Here is a 20,106-nt window from a genome sequence, read left to right on the forward strand (position 1 = left end):
CCATGACGTCTTCGAAGCGAAACCGTGCCCAGGCCCTGCCCCAGGACCTCCAGGAGGCGCTGCGCCGCCGACTGGCCGGCCGCGCCGGCACACCGGAGGGGAAGGCCCGACAGGGCATCCCGCACGCGGACCGGACGCGGCCCCTGCCGCTGTCCTTCGCCCAGCAGCGGCTGTGGTTCCTGGACCGGCTGCGGCCCGGCGACCCCCGCTACAACAGCGCGGTCGCGCTGCGGTTCACCGGCTCACTGGACCACCGGGCCCTCTCCCGAGCCCTGGCCACCGTGGTGGAGCGCCACGAGGCGCTGCGCACCACGTTCGAGGAGGTCGACGGAGGGCCGGTGCAGACCGTGCGCCCGGCCGGTCCGGTACCGCTGCCGGTCCGGGACGTCGCGCCGGACGCGCGGCGTCCCACCGTCGCCACCGACGACGGGGCGCCCGCCCTGGAGGCGGCGCTGCTGGCGGAGTACTCTCGCCCGTTCGACCTGCGCACCGGCCCGCTGCTGCGCGCCCTGCTGCTGCGGGAGTCGGACACCTCGCACGTGCTGCTGCTGACCGCGCACCACATCGTCACCGACGGTTGGTCGATGGGCGTGCTGCTGGAGGAGCTGTGCACCGCCTACGAGGCCCTGGCCCGCGGCGCCGCACCGGACCTGGCGCCGGTGGCGACGCAGTACCCGGACTTCGCGGTGTGGCAGCGCGAACAGCTGTCCGGCTCCCGTCTGGAGCGGGATCTGGACCACTGGTCCGAGAAGCTGTCCGGCGCCGTACCGCCGGAACTGCCGCTGGACCGTCCGCGCCGCGGCGAGGAGTCCGGGGCGGGCGCGGTCCACACTTTCACCGTTCCCGCCGACACCGTGGCCCGGCTGCGCGAACTCGCGACGGAGCGGCACACCACGCTGTTCACCTCCCTGGTCGCCGGCTGCCAGGCGCTCCTGGCCCGCTGGTCCGGACAGGGCGACGTCACCGTCGGCTCCCTGACCCCCGGGCGTCCCCGCACCGACCTGGAGCGGGCCGTCGGCTTCTTCGCCAACACCGTCGTGCTGCGCACCCCCGTCGAGGCCGGCGGATCCTTCCGCGACCTGCTGACGGCCGCCGCCGACACCGTCAACGATGCCTTCGCCCACGGCGACACGCCGTTCGAGCGGCTGGTGGAGGCCGTGGGCGCGACCCGGGAGGCGGGCCGCAACCCCCTGTTCGACGTGATGGTCCTGCTCCACCCGGCCCCACCCGCGGCGCCCGCGCCACGGGGCCTGGCCACCTCACCGGTCACCGTGCCGCGGCAGGCGGCCACCTTCGACCTGAGCGTGGAGTTCGTGCCGGACGGGGAGCGGCTGACCGGCCTGCTGGAGTACCGCACCGACCTGTTCGACGCGGACACCGCGCGGCGGATGGCGGACCAACTGCTGCGGCTGCTGGAGGGCGCCGTCGCCGAACCGGACCGGCCGCTGGGCACCCTGCCGCTGCTCTCCCCCCGGGAGGTGCGGCGGGTGACGGTCGACTGGAACACCACCGCGCGCCCGGCCCCCGCCACCACCTACCCCGAGGTCTTCCAGCGGCAGGCGGCCCGCACCCCCGAAGCCATCGCCCTGGTCGCGGGGGAGACGCGGTTGGACTACGCGACGCTCAACGCCCGCGCCAACCGGCTGGCCCACCACCTCATCGCCCTCGGCGCCGGCCCCGAGCGGCTGGTCGCGCTGCGGCTGCCGCGCACCGCCGACATGATCGTGGCGGCTCTCGCCGTGTGGAAGTCCGGCGCCGGCTACCTGCCCATCGACCCCGAACTGCCCGAGGAGCGCATACGGTTCCTGCTCCGGGACGCCGAACCCGCCCTGGTGCTGGACGAGGCCGCCCTGCGCGAGGTGCCCTGGGACCGGCTGCCCGCCCACGACCCCACCGACGCCGACCGGCTCGCCCCGCTGCGCCCGGAGAACACCGCGTACGTCATCCACACCTCCGGCTCCACCGGCCGTCCCAAGGGCGTGGTCGTGGCGCACCGCTCCCTGACCAACCTGCTGGCCGGCCACCGCGAGGGGTTCGTCGCCGAGGCGGGCGGCGGCCCGCTGCGGGTGGCGCTGACCGCGTCGTTCTCCTTCGACACCTCGCTGGAGGGCGTGCTGCTGATGGCCGACGGCCACCGGCTGCACCTGGTCGACGAGACGACCCGGCTGGATCCGGCCGCCCTGGTCGAGTACGTCGTCGAACACCGCATCGACTTCCTGGACCTGACCCCGTCCTACCTGCGACAGTTGCTGCCCGCCGGGCTGCTCACCGACCCGCGCCACCGCCCCCGGGTGCTGATGCTCGGCGGCGAGGCGATCGGTCCCGGCCTGTGGCGCGAGCTGGCCGGCCGCGACGACGTCACCGCGTACAACTTCTACGGCCCCACCGAGTGCACGGTCGACGCCCTGGCCTGCCGCGTCGAGGGGGCCGGCCCCCCGCTGGTGGGCCGGCCGCTGCCGGGCGTGCGGGCCTACGTCCTCGACGACCGGCTCCAGCCCGTGCCGCCCGGTGTCGGCGGCGAGCTGTACCTGGCGGGTGAGCAGGTGGCCCGCGGCTATCTGAACCGCCCGGGTCTGACCGCCGCCCGTTTCCTGCCCGATCCGTTCGGCGCGCCGGGGGAGCGGATGTACCGCACCGGCGACCTGGCCCGCTGGACCGCCGACGGACGGCTGGACTACCTCGGTCGCGCCGACGACCAGGTCAAGGTGCGTGGCCACCGCATCGAGCCGGGCGAGATCGAGGCGGTCCTGCTGGACCTGCCGGACGTCGCCGCCGCGGCCGTCGTCGCGGTGGCCGACCCCCACGGCCACACCCGGCTGGCCGCCTACCTCGTGCCCGCCGCGGGCGCCGCGCGGCCCGTCGCATCCGAACTGCGGGCGGCCTGCCGGCGGGTCCTGCCCGACCACATGGTGCCCTCCTCCTTCACCGTGCTCGACGCCCTGCCGCTGACCACCAGCGGCAAGCTGGACCGCCGGGCCCTGCCCGCCCCCGACCTCGACGCGGCCCCGCGCGAACGGGAGTTCGTCGCCCCGCGCACCCCCGACGAGGAGACACTGGCCGGCATCTGGTCCGAGGTGCTGGGCGTGACCCGGGTGGGCGTCACCGACAACTTCTTCGAGCTGGGCGGCGACTCCATCCTCTCCATCCAGGCCGTCTCCCGGGCCCGCGCTGCGGGCCTGCACCTGACCTCACGGGACGTCTTCCGCCATCAGACGGTGGCCGACCTGGCCGCCGCCGCGTCCCACCGGGCCGTCCGGACGCCCGCCCCCCGACGGCCGCGCGAGGACGGTCCGGCCCCGCTGACCCCCGTCCAGGAGTGGTTCTTCGCCACCCACGGCCCGCTGCGGCACTTCGGCATGTCGATGCTGCTCGACCTGCCGCGCGACCTCGACGAACGGGCCCTGCGACAGGCCCTGGAAGCGGTGGTCACCCACCATCCCGCGCTGCGCACCCGATTCGAACGCGTCGGGGACACCTGGAGACAGCACCCCGGCGAGGGGCCGGTCACCGGGCTGTTGACCCGTCACGACCCGCCCGCCACCGGCACCACCACCGGCGACGACCGGGAGTCGGCACGGACCGGGGTCGCCGACGCCGCCCGCGCGGCCCTGGACCCGGCCTCCGGCGCCCTGCTGCGCGCGGTCCTGCTGCCGTCCCCGGACGGCGGGCGGCCCCAGCTCTTCCTGACGGCCCACCACCTGGCCGTGGACAGCGTCTCCTGGCGCATCCTCCTGGCCGACCTGGAACGGGCGTACCGGCAGGCGGTCGCGGGCGAACCGATCAGCCTGGAGCCCGCCACCACACCGTTCGCCGACTGGGCCGCGCACCTGTCCCGGCGGGTGCGGGCCGGCGACCTGGACGACGACCTGCCGTACTGGACCGCCGAGGCCGCCCGGCCGCGCACCCCGCTGCCCGTCGACCGGCCCGGCACGCCGCTCGCCGGATCGGTGCGCACCGTCCGCGCCCGGGTGGACCGCGCCGGCACCGAGGCGCTGCTGCGCCGGGTCCCCGGGGTCTACCGCACCCAGGTCAACGACGTACTGCTGACCGCCCTGGGCCGGGTGCTCGCCGACTGGGCGGGCACCGACCGGGTCACCGTCGCCCTGGAGGGCCACGGCCGGGAGGAGCTCGTCGGCCCCGCCGGCCCGGAGGCCGACGACCCGATCGACGTGTCGCGGACGGTCGGCTGGTTCACCACCCAGTATCCCGTCACCCTCGCCCCGGTCGGACCGTCGGACGCGCCGGACTGGGGCGCCACGCTGAAGGACGTGAAGGAGCGGCTGCGGGCCGTGCCCCGGCGCGGCCTGAGCTACGAGGCGCCGGCCCGCCTGGGCTCGCCCGACCCGTCCGCCCGCGCCCTGCGGGACCTGCCGCTGCCCCAGGTGAGCTTCAACTACCACGGGCAGTGGGACACGCCCGCCGGAGGGGACTTCGCCCCGGCCGGCGAGGCACCCGGACGGGAGGTGGCGGCCGACGAGCCGCTGGACCACCTGCTGGACGTCTCGGCGGTGGTGGCCGACGGGGAGCTGGAGTTCACCTGGCACTACAGCGACCGGGTGCACGACACGGACACCGTCCAAAACCTCGCGGACGGCATGGTCCGGGCGCTGGCCGCGATCACCGAGCACTGCGCCCGGCCGGACGCCGGCGGCCGCACCCCCTCCGACTTCCCCCTGGCCGGCCTGGACCAGGCCGGCGTCGACCGGCTGGTCGGCGACGGCCGCGGGGTGGAGGACCTCCTCCCGCTGACCCCGCTCCAGGAGGGCATGCTCTTCCACCGTCTGGTCGGCGGACCGGACGACGTGTACGTGGACCAGGCCGCCCTGCTGCTGGAGGGCGTGTCGGACCCGCACGCCTTCGCCCTCGCCTGGCAGCGGGTGACCGACCGCACCCCCGCGCTGCGGACCTCGGTGGTGTGGGAGGACGTGCCCGCTCCGCTCCAGGTCGTGCACCGGGACGTCCGGGTGCCGGTGACCCACCTGGACTGGCGCGAGGTGGACGCACGGGAGCGCGAGGAGAAGTTCGCCCGGCTGCGCTCCGACGACCTGGCGCGCGGAGTGGACCTCACCGTGGCCCCGCTGATGCGGCTCACCCTGGTGCGGCTGCCCGACGCGCGGCTGCACCTGCTGTGGACCTCCCACCACCTGATCCTGGACGGGTGGAGCCTGGCCCAGGTGCTCACCGAGGTGTGCGAGGAGTACGCGGCCCTCACCGCCGGAGGCGAGGCGCGCCCGCCGGTGCGCCGGCCCTTCGGCGACTACGTGCGGTGGCTGGCCGACCAGGACGCCGACGCCGCGCGGGACCACTGGCGCGAGGTCCTGGACGGCTTCGCCACGCCGACCCCGCTGCCCGCCGACCGCCCCGTCCGCGAGGCGCACCGGGCCCGGTCCGCGGACGTCCTCGCGTCCGGCCTGTCCGACGAGGCGTCCCGGCGGCTGGCCTGCACCGCCCGGGAGGCCGGGCTCACCCTGGGCACGGTGGTGCAGGGCGCCTGGGCGTTGCTGCTGTCCCGCTACAGCGCGGAACGGGACGTGGTGTTCGGCACCACCGTCTCGGGGCGCCCCGACGACCTGCCCGGCGTGGAGTCGATGGTGGGCATGTTCATCAACACCCTGCCCACCCGGGTCCGGGTGGACGGCCGGCGCACGGCCGTCGAGTGGCTGCGGGAACTCCAGGAGGCCCAGGCCGAGTCACGGCGCTTCGCGTCGGTCTCCCTCGCCGAACTGACCGGCCTGAGCGACGTGCCGTCGGGCGCCGCGCTGTTCGACAGCATGGTCGCCTTCGAGAACTACCCCTTCGACGAGGCACGCACGGCCGGCTCGGGCGTGCGCCTGGTCGACGTCGCCTCCCGGGACGCCACCAACTACCCGCTCGTGCTCCGCGCCTACCAGGGCGAGCGGGTCGGCTTCGACCTGGCCTACGACCCGGAGCTGTTCGACGTCGGGACCGTCCGGGCGATCGCCGACCGGCTGTGCCTGCTGCTGACGGGGATCGCCGACGATCCCGGCAGGCCGCTGCGCGCGCTGGCCTGGACCACCGTCGAGGAACGGCGGCGGATGCTGGAGGACTGGAACGGCACCGAGCACGGCAGCCCCGAGCGGACCCTGGTGGACCTGTTCGAGGCCCAGGCCGCCCGCACCCCCGGCGCCACCGCCGTCACCTGCGCGGGCGACCACCTCGACTACGCCGAACTCGACGCGCGGGCCGGCCGGCTCGCCCACCGACTGGCCGAGGCCGGTGCCGGGCCCGAGCGTTTCGTGGCGCTGGCCCTGCCCCGCTCCACGGAGCTGGTCGTGGCGATCCTGGCCGTGCTGAAGACGGGCGCGGCCTACCTGCCGATCGACCCCAAACTGCCGGCCGAGCGCGTCGCCCACCTGCTCCGGGACGCCGCGCCGGTGATGCTGGTCACCACCGCCCCGGCCGCCGGACGGGCGGAGGGCACCGCCGTGCCCGTCCTGCCGCTGGACGACGCCGCGGTCCGCGCCGACCTCGCGCACCGCCCGCCCGGCGGACCGGCCCCGGCCCGCCGACCGCTGCCCCGGAACCCGGCCTACGCCATCTACACCTCCGGCTCGACCGGCCGGCCCAAGGGCGTGGTGGTGCCGCACGCCAACGTGGTGCGGCTGTTCGACCGCACCCGCCACTGGTTCGCCTTCGACGAGACGGACGTGTGGACGCTCTTCCACTCCTACGCCTTCGACTTCTCGGTGTGGGAGATCTGGGGCGCGCTGCTGCACGGCGGTCGGCTCGTCGTCGTCCCCGACGACACCGCCCGCTCCCCGGAGGACTTCCTGCGTCTGCTGGCGGACGAGCGGGTCACGGTCCTCAACCAGACCCCGTCCGCCTTCTACCCGCTGGTGCGTGCGGACGCCGAGCACCCCGAGCCGAGCGCGCGCCTGGCCCTGCGCACGGTGATCTTCGGAGGCGAGGCGCTGGACGTCGAGCGGCTGTCCGACTGGTACGCGCGCCACCCGGACACCGCTCCGCGCCTGGTGAACATGTACGGCATCACCGAGACCACCGTGCACGTCACCTACGAACCCCTGGACCGCGCGACGGCCCGCACGGGCGCCGCCAGTCCCATCGGCACCGGCATACCCGACCTGCGGGTGTACGTGCTCGACGACGCCCTGGCCCCCGTGCCGCCCGGCGCCGTCGGCGAGATGTACGTGGCGGGGGAGGGCCTGGCCCGCGGCTACCTGGGCCGGCCCGGTCTGACCGCGTCCCGCTTCGTGGCGAACCCCTTCGGGTCGCCCGGCGGTCGCATGTACCGCACCGGCGACCGGGCCCGGTGGCGGGCCGACGGCACGCTGGAGTACCTGGGCCGCGCCGACCAGCAGGTGAAGATCCGCGGCTACCGCATCGAGCCCGGCGAGATCGAGGCCGCCCTCCATGCCCACCCGGGCGTCGGCGCCGCCGCGGTGGGCGTGTACGAGGACACCGCCGGGACGCGGCGGCTGGTCGCGCACGTCGTCGGCGCGGGCGGTGGGGAGGCCGCCGCCCCGCCGCCCGCCGCCGAACTCCGCGCCCACCTGGAGCGCCTGCTGCCCGCGCACATGGTGCCCGCCGCCTACGTGCCGATGGAGGCGCTGCCGCTGACCGTCAACGGCAAACTCGACCGGCGCGCCCTGCCGGCGCCCGGACCGGACGGCTTCGCCGCCGGCACCGACCGCACCCCGCCGCGCACCCGGGCCGAGCGCGCGGTCGCCGCCGCCTTCACCGATGTCCTGGACGCGGTCGACGTGGGAGCCGGCGACGACTTCTTCGCCCTCGGCGGCGACTCCATCCTCGCCGTCCGCGTCACCTCCCGGCTGCGCACGGCCTTCGGCGCGGACGTCTCGCCCCGGCTGCTGTTCACCCACCCCACGGTGGCCGACCTGGCCGCCGCCCTCGGCGAACCGGCCGAGCCCTCGGACGGCGAACCGGCCGGGTCGGCCGACGCCATACCGGCCGCCGACCCGGACACCCCGCTCCCGCTGTCGTACGCGCAGCAGCGCCTGTGGTTCCTCGACCGCTTCGAACCGGGCGGCACCGAGTACACGACCCTGTCCGTGCTGCGCTTGCGCGGCCGGCTCGACGAGGCCGCCCTGCGCGGCGCCCTGGACGGCCTGGTGGCCCGGCACGAGGCGCTGCGCACCACGTTCGCCGAGACCGACGGCCGCGCCCGGCAGTTCGTACACCCGCCCCACCCGGTGGACCTGCCGTTGGAGGACCTCACCGGCCCCTCGGCCGGGGACACCCGGGCCGCCCTGGACGCGCTCCTGGAACGCGAGGCCGGCACCCCCTTCGACCTGGGCACCGGGCCCCTGCTGCGCGCCCGGCTGGCACGCCTGGCCGCCGACGAGCACGTGCTGGTCCTGGCCGTCCACCACATCGTCACCGACGGCTGGTCCGTCGCCGTCCTCGGCCGGGACCTGGGGGAGCTGTACGCGGCGGCGCGGGAGGGCCGCCGGCCCGAACTGCCCGAACTGCCCGTGCGGTACGCCGACTACGCCGCCTGGCAGCGCGCCCGCACCGAGCGGGTCGACGAGCAACTCGCCCACTGGCGCGAGGCGCTGGACGGCCTGGCCCCGCTGGAGTTGCCGACCGACCGGCCCCGACCCGCCGTGCGCACCCGCGACGGGGCGCTGGTGACCTTCACCCTCCCCACCGCCCTGACCGAGCGGCTGCGCGAGACGGGCCGCGACGCCGACGCCACCCTCTACATGACGCTGCTGGCCGCCTGCACGGTCCTGCTCTCCCGCTGGGCCGACCAGGAGGACGTCGCCGTCGGCACGGTGACCGCCGGGCGCGAACGCCCCGAACTCCACGACATGGTCGGCATGTTCGTCAACACCCTGGTGCTGCGCAACCGGGTGCGTCCCGGCATGACGTTCCGCGAGCTGCTGCACCGGGTGCGGGCCACCGTCCTGGAGGCGTTCGCCCACCAGGAGGTGCCCTTCGAGAAGCTGGTGGACGCCCTCCAACCCGAGCGGGACACCAGCCGCACCCCCCTGTTCCAGGTCATGGTGGCGCTGCACAACCTGGGCGCCGAGGCGCCCCGCCTGCCGGGCCTGGAGGTCGAACCGGTGACACCGCCGGTCCGGTACGCCGGCTTCGACCTCTCCTTCGACTTCGTGGAGAGAGACGGCGGCGTCACCGGTTACCTGGAGTACAACACCGGCCTGTTCGACGCGGACACCGCCGAGCGGCTGGCGGCCCGACTGCGACTGCTGCTGGAGGCCGCCGCCGAGGACCCGGACCGGGAGACCGGCGCGCTGCCGCTGATGACCGCCGCCGAGCGGGACCGGGTGCTCCACCGGTGGCAGGGCGCCGGGCTGCCGGCCGCGGACGCCGCCCCCACGAGCCTGACGGCCCTGTTCGAGGCGCAGGCCGCCCGCACCCCGCACGCCACCGCCCTGGTGGCCCGGGACGCCACGCTCGACTTCGCCGCCCTCAACGACCGGGCCAACCGGCTGGCCCACCACCTCATCGCCTCCGGCGTCGGCCCCGAGACCGTGGTCGCCGCCCGCCTGCCGCGCACCTCCCAGGCGTACGCGGCGCTGCTCGCCGTCCTCAAGGCGGGCGGCACCCTGCTCGGCCTGGACCCCGACCTGCCCGCCGAGCGCGTCGCGTTCCTCCTGGCCGACGCCGGACCGGCTGTGGTGCTGGACGAGGCCGCCCTGCGCGAGGTGCCCTGGGACCGGCTGCCCGCCCACGACCCCACCGACGCCGACCGGCTCGCCCCGCTGCACCCGGAGAACACCGCCTACATCGTCTACACCTCCGGTTCCACCGGCCGCCCCAAGGGCGTCGCGGTGGAACACCGCCACCTGGCCAACCTCTGTCACGACCACCGGGAGGGGCTCGTCGCGCCGCACACCGCGGACGGGCGGCGGCTGCGCGCCGCGATCAGCGCGTCGTTCTCCTTCGACACCTCCTGGGAGGGGCCGCTGCTGCTCGCCCTGGGCCAGGAGGTGCACCTGGTCGACGAGGACGTGCGGCTGGACCCGGAGGCTTTCTGCGCCCTGGTCGCGAAGCGGCGCCTGGACCTGGTGAACGTCACCCCGTCCTTCCTGCGCGAACTCACCGCCGCCGGGCTCCTCGCGCCCGGCCGCCACCACCCGCGCCTGCTGCTGGTGGGCGGCGAGGCGATCGACAGCGCCGCGTGGCGGGAGCTGTGCGCGGCCGAGGCGGGCCTCGGCGTCGTCGCCCACAACATGTACGGGCCCACCGAGTGCACCGTCGACGCCGTCTACGGCCGCTGCGCCGAGCGGCCGGAGCGCCCCGTCATCGGCCGCCCCGGCCGCAACCTGCGCGCCTACGTGCTCGACGGCGCGCTGCGACCGGTCCCGCCCGGCACACCGGGCGAGCTGTACCTGGCCGGGGCACAGGTGGCCCGCGGCTACCTGAACCGCCCGGGGCTGACCGCCGCGCGCTTCCTGCCCGACCCGTTCGGCGCGCCGGGGGAGCGGATGTACCGCACCGGCGACCGCGCCCGCTGGGACGCGCACGGACTGTTGGAGTTCCTGGGCCGAACCGACGACCAGGTCAAGATCCGCGGCTTCCGCATCGAACCGGGCGAGGTGGAGGCCGCCCTCGGCGACCACCCGGACGTCGCCGAGGCCGTGGTGGTCGCCCGCGAGCACGCCGGCCGCACCATGCTCGTGGCCTATCTGGTGCCCGCCGGGGACCGCACCCCGCCGGCCGACGAACTGCGGGTGAGGCTGCGGCGGACCCTGCCGGACCACATGGTGCCCGCGGCGTTCGTCCCGCTGGCGCGCATCCCGCGCACCAGCAGCGGCAAGACCGACCGGCGCGCACTGCCCGCCCCGCCGGCGCAGCCCGACAGCGCCACGCCGTACGTGGCGCCGCGCCCCGGCACCGAGGAGACCCTGGCCGCCGTCTGGGCCGAGGTCCTGGGCGTCGAACGAGTGGGCGCGCGGGACAACTTCTTCGCCCTGGGCGGCGACTCGATCCTCTCCATCCAGATCGTCTCCCGGGCCCGCGCCGCCGGACTCGCCCTCACCACCAAGGACGTCTTCCGTCACCAGACCGTCGCCGAGCTCGCCCTGCGCACCGCGGAGGCGGACCCGCGGCAGGCCGCCACGGACGGCACCGCGCCCACCGAGGCGCCGCTCACTCCCATCCAGCGCTGGTACCTCGACGGTCGCCGCCCCGGCGACGCGCTGCGCTTCACCATGACCCAACGTCTGGAACTGGCCCCGGGCACCGACCCGGCGGCCCTGCGGCAGGCGATCGACACGCTGGTGGCCCACCACGCGGCGCTGCGCACCCGGTTCCGCCACACCGACCGCGGCTGGCACCAGGAAGTCCTGCCGGACGCGCCGGACGGTGTCCTCACCCGCCACGACGCGGCGGACCTGGACGCCCCGGCGCTGGAGGAGGAGGCGCGGCGCGCGGCGGACGCCGCGCGGGCCTCGCTCGACCCCACCCAGGGACGGGTGGTACGGGCCCTGTTCCTCGACCGGGGCCCGAGCCGACCGGCGCAGCTCCTGATCACCGTCCACCACCTGGTGGTCGACGGGGTCTCCTGGCGGATCCTGCTGGCGGACCTGGAGACCGCCTACCGGGCCGCCGCGGCCGGCCGGCCCGTCGAACTGCCCCCGATCGGCACCGCGTACGGCCACTGGGCGGCCCGGCTGGAGCGGCACACCCGCTCCGGCGCCCTGGACGCCGACCTGGCCCACTGGGAGCGCACCTGCGCCGCCCCGGCCGACCTGCCCGCCGGCCGGCCCGGTCCCAACACCCACGGCACAGCCGCCACCGTCACCGTGGCCCTGGAACCGGAGGAGACCGACGCCCTGCTGCGCCAGGTCCCCGACGTCTACCGCACCCAGGTCAACGACGTGCTCCTCAGCGCCCTGGGCCGCACCCTGGCCCGCTGGTGCGGACGCGACACCGTCCTGATCGGGGTGGAGGGGCACGGCCGCGAGGACCTCTTCGACGACCTGGACCTGTCACGGACGGTGGGCTGGTTCACGGCCGAGTTCCCCCTCGCCCTGACCGCCGCCCCCGACGCCGACTGGCGCGACACCCTCCGATCCGTCAAGGAGCGGCTGCGGGCGGTGCCGCTGCGCGGCCTGAGCCACGGCGCGCTGCGCCGGCTGCTGCCCGACAGCCCGCTGGCCGACACCCCGACACCGCGGGTCGGCTTCAACTACCACGGGCGGTGGGACGCCGGCGCCGCCGGTCCGGAGGCCGACGGCCTGTACCGCGCCGCGCTGCCGCCGGTCGGCCGCGACACCGACCCGGACGAGCCCCGCCCCTACCTGCTGGACGTCACCGGCGTGGTCCAGGGCGGCCGCCTCGAACTCGGCTGGACCTACCCCACGGCCGTCTACGACGAGGCCACCGTGCGGCACCTGGCCGAGGAGATGCGCACGGCGCTCCGCGAGATCGTGGCGCACTGCGCCCGGCCGGACGCGGGCGGCCGCACCCCGTCCGACTTCCCGCTCGCCTCGCTCACCCAGGAACAGCTGGACCGGTTGGTCGGCGACGGGCGGCAGGTGGCCGACGTGCTGCCGCTGACGCCCCTGCAGGCCGGGATGCTCTTCCACGGGTTGGTCGACACGGCGGACGCCTACCTGAACCGGACGGCGGTACGGCTGTCGGGAGTGGCCGACCCCCGCGCGTTCGCCGCGGCCTGGCAGCAGGTCGCCGACCGCACGCCGGCGCTGCGCACCTCCGTCCACTGGCAGGGCCTGCCACACCCGGTGCAGGTGGTGCGCCACCGCGTGGAACTGCCCGTCACCCACCTGGACTGGCGCGGTCTGACGCCCGAGCAGCGCGCGACGGCCACCGAGGACCTGCTGGCACGGGACCGCGCGACGGGCATGGAGCTGACCGCGGCGCCGCTCACCCGCGTCACGCTGGCCGCCCTGCCCGACGACGAGGTCCTGCTGCTGTGGACCTCCCACCACCTGGTCCTGGACGGCTGGAGCACCGGGCAGTTGCTCACCGAGGTGTGCGAGCGCTACGCGGCGCTCACCGGCGGTCCGGACGCCGCGCCGCCGGTGAGGCGGCCGTTCGCGGACTTCCTGCGGTGGCTGCGCGACCGGGAGGACAACGACGACGACGCGGCCGAACGGTACTGGGCCGACACCCTCGCCGGCTTCACCGCGCGCACCCCGCTGCCGTACGACCGCACGCCCGCCGAGGCGCACCGCGCCCGCTCCGGCGAGGCCGTCCACCACGAGCTGGACGAGCGGGTCTCGCTGCGGCTGCGGGAGGCGGCCGCCCGCCACGGTCTGACCGTCAACACCGTGGTGCAGGGCGCCTGGGCGCTGCTGCTGGCCCGTCACAGCGGACGCCGCGACGTGGTGTTCGGCACCACCGTCTCCGGCCGCCCGGCCGAACTGCCGGGCGTGGAGTCCATGGTCGGCATGTTCATCAACACCGTGCCCACCCGGGTCCGCGTGCCCGCGGGGAGCGGCGTCCTGCCCTGGCTGCGCGGCCTCCAGGACCAGCAGAGCGACGCCCGGCGCTTCGACTTCCTCGCGCTGTCCCGCATCCAGGCCCTGAGCGAGGTCCCGACGGGCGAGACGCTGTTCGACAGCATGGTGGTGTTCGAGAACTACCCCGTCGACGAGTCGGCCACGGCCAGGACGGGCGTGCGCGTCGAGGAGGTGCGCGCCGAGGACGCCACGACCTTCCCGCTCTGCCTGCGCGCCCACCTGGCCGACCGGCTCGGTTTCGACCTGGCCTACGACGCCGCGCTGTTCGAACGCGCCACGGTGGAGCGCGCGGCGGCCCGCCTGGCGGTCCTGCTCACCGCGTTCGCCGACGGCATCGACGGCGGCGCGGACGGCGCGGACGGCGTGGACGATCTGGAGCTGTTCACCACCGCCGACCGGGAGCTGTTGGAGCGGTGGAACACCACCGCGCGGCGGGCACCGGCCCGCACCCCGGTGGACCTCTTCGCCGAGCGGGCCCGCCGCACCCCCGACGCGGTCGCCCTGTGCGACGGCGACCGCCGGGTGACCTACCGGGAGCTGGCCGACTGGTCGGACCGCGTGGCCTCCCGCCTGGTGGTCGGCGGTCTGGCGGCCGAGGGCCGGGTGGCGCTGCTCATGGACCGCTCCGCCGAACTCGTGGTCGCGCAGCTCGCGGTCCTCAAGGCGGGCGGAGTCTACGTGCCGGTGGACACCCGTGCCCCCCGGGAACGACGCGACCTCCTGCTCGCCCAGGTGGACGCCACGGCCCGCCTCACCGCCGAGGAGGTGGCCGCCGCGCGGACCGCCGCGCCGGCGGGGTCGGCCCTCCCGCCCGCGGACCCCGACCGACTGGCCTACGTGATGTTCACCTCCGGATCCACCGGACGGCCCAAGGCGGTGGCGGTGCGGCACCGGGACGTGGCGTCGCTGGCCACCGACGGCCGCTTCGCGGACGGAGTGTGCGCAGGCGTCCTGCTGCACTCGCCGGTGGCGTTCGACGCCGCCACGTTCGAGGTGTGGGCACCGCTGCTCAACGGCGGCCGCGTGGTGGTGGCCCCCGAACAGCCGGTGGACGCGGCCCTGCTGCGCCGGTTGGTCCGCGACGGCGGGCTGACGGCGCTGTGGCTGACGGCCGGCCTGTTCCGGCTGCTGTCCCAGGACGCGCCGGACTGCTTCGCGGGGCTGCGTCAGGTGTGGACCGGCGGCGACGTGGTCCCCGCCGCGGCCGTGCGCCGGGTGCTGGCCGCCTGCCCCGGCCTGACCGTGGTGGACGGCTACGGGCCGACCGAGACCACGACCTTCGCGACGGCCTTCCCCCTCACGGACGCGGCGGCGGTGCCCGACACCGTGCCCATCGGCCGGCCCCTGGACGACATGCGGGCGCACGTCCTCGACGCCCGCCTGCGGCCCGTCCCGCCGGGCTGCGCGGGTGAGCTGTACCTGGCGGGCGAGGGCGTGGCGCGCGGCTACCTGGGCCGTCCCGGCGACACCGCCGCCCGGTTCCTCGCGGACCCCTGCGGGCCGCCCGGCGCCCGGATGTACCGCACCGGCGACCTGGCCAGGCGCCGCCCGGACGGCACGGTCGAGTTCCTGGGCCGCGCCGACGACCAGGTGAAGATCCGCGGGTTCCGGGTCGAGCCCGGCGAGGTGGAGGCCGCGCTGGCGGACCACCCCGGCGTCGTGGACGTGGCGGTGGTGGCCCGCGAGGACCGGCCGGGCTCCCGGCGGCTGGTGGCCTACGTGGTCGGGCCGGCCGGGGAGGACCGCGAGGAGCTGCGGACGTTCGCCCGCCGTACGCTGCCCGACTACCTCGTTCCCTCGGCGTTCGTCCCGCTGGCGGCCCTCCCGCTGAGCGCCAACGGCAAGGTGGACCGGGCGGCGCTGCCGGCGCCGGCGGCGGACACCGTCGCCGAGCGCGACACCCCCACCCCGCCGCGCACCGAGGCCGAACGCCGCACGGTGGAGGTCTTCGCCGAGGTGCTGGGCGTGGACGGGCCCGGGGTGGAGGACGACTTCTTCGCCCTCGGCGGCGACTCGATCCTCAGCATCCGCCTCGCCTCGCGCCTGGCCGAGACGTTCGGGACGGACCTGTCGCCACGGGCGGTGTTCACCCACCCCACGCCGGCGGCACTGGCCGGACTGCTCACGCGGCACCGGGCCGACGGCACGGGGGGCACCGCCGTCGTCCCGGTCGCCCGCGACGCGACGGCCCCGATGTCCTACGCGCAGCAGCGCCTGTGGTTCCTGGAGGAGTTCGCGCCCGGCGGCACCGAGTACGTCACCGCACTGGCCCTGCGCCTGCGCGGCCGGCTCGACACCGGCGCCCTCGGCGAGGCCCTGCGCGCCCTGGTGGCCCGGCACGAGTCGCTGCGCACCACCTTCGACACGGTCGACGGCCGGGGCGTGCAGATCGTCCACCCGCCGCAGGACGTGCCGCTGCCGTTGCACGACCTGTCCGAGCTGCCCGAGACCGACCGTGCGGCGGAGCTGGAACGGCTGCTGGCGGCCGAGCGCACCCGCGCCTTCGACCTGCGCTGCGGCCCGCTGCTGCGCGTCGGGCTGGTGCGGCTGGCCGGCGACGAGCACGTGCTGACCCTGACCCTGCACCACATCGTCACCGATGGTTGGTCCACCGCCGTGCTCACCGGCGACCTGGCCCACCTCTACCGGGCCGCGCTGGGCGACGGCACCGGGCAACTGCCGCCGCTGCCGGTGCAGTACGCCGACTACGCCCACTGGCAGCGCGCCGCGGGCGACACCGACGAACACCTGGCGTACTGGAAGAAACGACTGGCCGGGATCGAGCCGCTGGACCTGCCCACCGACCGGCCGCGCCCGGCGGTGCGCACCCGCGACGGCGCGACCACCCGCGTGGTCCTGCCCCCTTCGGTGGCCCGCCGTCTCGCCCGGGTCGGCCGGGACCGGGGAGCCACCCTGTTCACCACGCTCGTCGCCGCCGCGCAGACCTTCCTGGCGCGGCTGTCCGGCGGGCGGGACATCGCCGTGGGCACCGTCACCTCCGGCCGGGACCGGCCCGAGGTCCAGAACCTGATCGGATTCTTCGTCAACACCCTGGTGCTGCGCTCGCGGGTGGAACCGGAACGGCCCTTCCCCGAGTTCCTCGCCGAGGTGCGCGACACGGTGCTGGACGCCTTCGCCCACCAGGAGGCGCCGTTCGAGCGGGTGGTGGACGAGGTGCAGCCGGTGCGCGACACCAGCCGCACCCCGCTCTTCCAGGTCATGGTGGTCCTGCAGAACGCGCCGGTGGCCGATCTGGACCTGCCCGGCCTCGTCGTCGACGACATCGAGCCGGACCTCCACCACGCGGCGTTCGACCTCACCCTGGAGTTCGCCGAGACGGACTCCGGAGCGCTGCACGGCCTGCTCACCTACAACACCGACCTGTTCGACGCGGCCACGGCCGAGCGGATGGCCGACCAACTCGGCACGCTGCTGACCGCCATCGCCGAGGACCCGCACCGCCCCCTGGGCGTCCTGCCCCTGGCCTCCGACGAGGCGCTGAAGGTCCTGCTGGACCACGGGCGGGGCACGGCGCGGCCGGTGCCGGCGACGCTGCCGGAGCTGTTCGAGCGGCAGGCGGCCCGCCTGCCCGACGCGGTGGCGCTGGTGGACGGCGCCCGGCGGCTGACCTACGCGGAGGTGGACCGCGCGGCCAACCGGCTGGCCCACCGGCTGATCGACCGTGGCGTCGGCCCCGAGCGCGTCGTCGCCCTGGCCCTGCCCCGCGCAGCGGAGACGGTGGTGGCGCAACTCGCCGTCGCCAAGGCCGGTGGCGCCTTCCTGCCCGTGGACCCGGCCTACCCCGAGCAGCGGCGGGAGTTCATGGCGCGCGACGCGGGCGCCTGGACGGTCCTGGACGACCCCGCGGAGGTCATGGCCGCGGACGGGCCGGACACTGCTCCCACGGACGCGGACCGCACCGCCGCGCTCACCCCCGACCACCCGGCCTACGTGATCTACACCTCCGGGTCCACCGGGACGCCCAAGGGCGTGGTGGTGCCGCACCGCGGACTGGCCGGTTTCGCCGCGGCCGCCGCGGAGCACTACGCGGCGGGTCCCGGCGACCGGGTGCTCCAGTTCGCCTCGCCCAGCTTCGATGCCTCCGTGCTGGAGCTGTGCGTCTCCCTGCTCTCCGGCGCCGCGCTGGTGACGGGGGAGGAGGGACCGCTGGTCGGCGAGCGGCTGGCCCAGGTGCTCGCCGAGCGGCGCGTCAGCCACGCGCTGATCCCCCCGGCGGCCCTGGCCACCGTGCCGCCCGAGACGGCCGGCGCCCTGCCGCACCTGCGCACCCTGATCGTCGGTGCCGAGGCGTGCCCGGCCGACCTGGTCCGGCGGTGGGCCCCCGGTCGCCGGATGATCAACTCCTACGGACCCACCGAGGCCACGGTGGTCGCCACCTGGACCGGTCCCCTGGTCCCGGGGTCGGGCGCCCCGCCGATCGGCCGGTCGGCCGGTGCCACCCGTGTCTACGTCCTCGACTCCGCCCTGCGGCCCGTCCCACCCGGCGTGACCGGGGAGCTGTACGTGGCGGGCCCCGGGCTCGCCCGCGGCTACCTCGGCCGCCCGGGGCTGACCGCGAGCCGGTTCGTCGCCGACCCGTTCGGCGCGCCGGGGGAGCGGATGTACCGCACCGGTGACCTGGTGCGCTGGGGCGCCGACGGCGAACTGCGCTTCGCCGGGCGGGCCGACGACCAGGTCAAGGTGCGCGGCTTCCGGATCGAACCGGGCGAGATCGAGAGCGCCCTGCGCCGCAGCCCCCGGGTGCGCGACGCGGTGGTCGCCGTGCGGTCCGGGCGGCTGGTGGCCTACGCCGTCCCCGCCGAGGGCGCCCCCGAGCGGCTTCCCGTGGCGGAACTGCGCGAGCACCTCGCCGGACTGCTGCCGCCGCACATGGTTCCGTCGGCGTTCGTGTCGCTGGAGCGACTGCCGCTCACCCCGAACGGCAAGACCGACCGGCGCGCCCTGCCCGACCCCGGGCCCGCGCACACCGCCGACGGACCGCGCACCGCACCGCGCACCGAGACCGAACGCCGCATCGCCCGCATCTGGGCCGACGTCCTCGGGGTGGAGGAGGTCGGCGCGAACGACAACTTCTTCCACCTCGGCGGCGACTCGATCCTGAGCATGCAGGTGGTGTCACGGCTGCGGCGGGACGGCCTGCACCTGGCCACCCGCGACCTGTTCACCCACCAGACGGTGGCCGAGCTGGCCACCGTCGTGGGCACCGCGCCGCAGCGCGCCGGCAGCGGCCCGGTCACCGGTGAGGTGCCGCTCACCCCCATCCAGGAGTGGTTCCTGACCACGCCGCGCGCCGATCACCACCACTTCAACCAGTCGGTGCTGCTGGAACTCGACGGCTCGCCCGACCCGGAGGCCCTGCGCGCCGCCCTGGACGCCCTGCTGGAGCACCACGACGCCCTGCGCATGAGGTTCACCCGGGACGGCGACGGCTGGCACCAGTTCAACCCGCCGCCGTCCGGCGGGGACGGCGTCCTCGTCCGGTACGACCTCGCGGGACTGTCGCCCGCGGAGGCCGACGCGGCGATGGAGAAGGCCGCCGACGACCTGCACACCGGCTTCGACATCGGGCGCGGACCGCTGCTGCGGGCGGCGCTGTTCACCGGTGACGCGGATCGGCGGGCCTTCCTGCTGATGGTGGCCCACCACCTGGTCGTGGACGCGGTGTCGTGGCGGATCCTGCGGGACGACCTGGAGGTCGCCTACCGACAGGCCGCGCGGGGCGAGTCCGTCACGCTGGGGGAACGCTCCACCTCCTTCCGGGACTGGGCCCGAGGACTGGCCGCGCACGTCGCCGACGGCGCCCTGGACCACGAACTGCCGTACTGGGAGGAGGCGGTGGCCGCCGAGCCGCCGCCGGCCGACCTCGGGACCGAAGCGGACCCGGGAGAGGCCCGCACGTTCACGGTGGAGCTGGCGGAGGAGGACACGGCGGCGCTGTTGCGCGCCGCGCCGACCGCCTACCGCACCCGTGTCAACGACGTCCTGCTGGCCGCCCTGGCCCTGGCCCTGGCCCGCTGGACCGGCCACGACCGGGTTCGACTGGACCTCGAGGGGCACGGCCGCGAGGACCTGCTCGACGGTGTGGACCTGTCCCGCACGGTCGGCTGGTTCACCACCGTCCACCCGGTCGCCCTCCGGGTGCCCGAACCGGACGACCTCGGCCCCTCCCGCGACTGGCGGGCCCTGGTGAAGTCGGTGCGCCGCCAACTGCGCACCGTGCCCGGCAACGGGATCGGCTTCGGCGCCCTGCGCACCTTCGGCCCGCCCGAGGTGCGCGAGCGGCTCGGCGCGGCGGCCCACGGCCAGGTGGTGTTCAACTACCTCGGACAGTGGGACTCCCGCCCGGAGTCCTCCGACGGTGGTCTGGTGCGCGCCGAGCACGGCTCCCTCGGTCAGGACCACGACCCCCGGGACAGCGGATCGCACCCGTTGGAAGTGGTGGGCGCGGTGCAGGACGGACGCCTCGCCTTCACTTGGCACCACCGTTCCGGCCACCACGCCACGGAGACCGTGCGGAGGGTCGCCGAGGAGTTCGCCGAGGCCCTGCGCCACATCGCCCGGCACGCCCGGGGCCGCCGGTGAGGAGGACCCACCGTCCCGACGGGGTGCCGCCGGGACGCGCCCGGCA

1 protein-coding gene is annotated in these 20,106 nt (G+C 75.9%); it reads left to right on the forward strand.

All coding sequences use genetic code 11. The features are described 5' to 3' along the window. The first annotated feature begins 2 nt into the window (after positions 1–2). Positions 3–20,060, forward strand: coding sequence for a non-ribosomal peptide synthase/polyketide synthase (locus F0L17_RS25185; protein WP_155072828.1), 20,058 nt, complete (start codon positions 3–5; stop codon positions 20,058–20,060). Positions 20,061–20,106 lie beyond the last annotated feature (46 nt).

The sequence above is a fragment of the Streptomyces taklimakanensis genome, from assembly GCF_009709575.1.
GTDB classification, from domain to species: Bacteria; Actinomycetota; Actinomycetes; order Streptomycetales; family Streptomycetaceae; genus Streptomyces; species Streptomyces taklimakanensis.

What these genes read in the sequence shown, in the direction of transcription:
- F0L17_RS25185 (WP_155072828.1), top strand. Translation starts at nt 3, where the DNA reads ATGACGTCTTCGAAGCGAAACCGTGCCCAGGCCCTGCCCCAGGACCTC.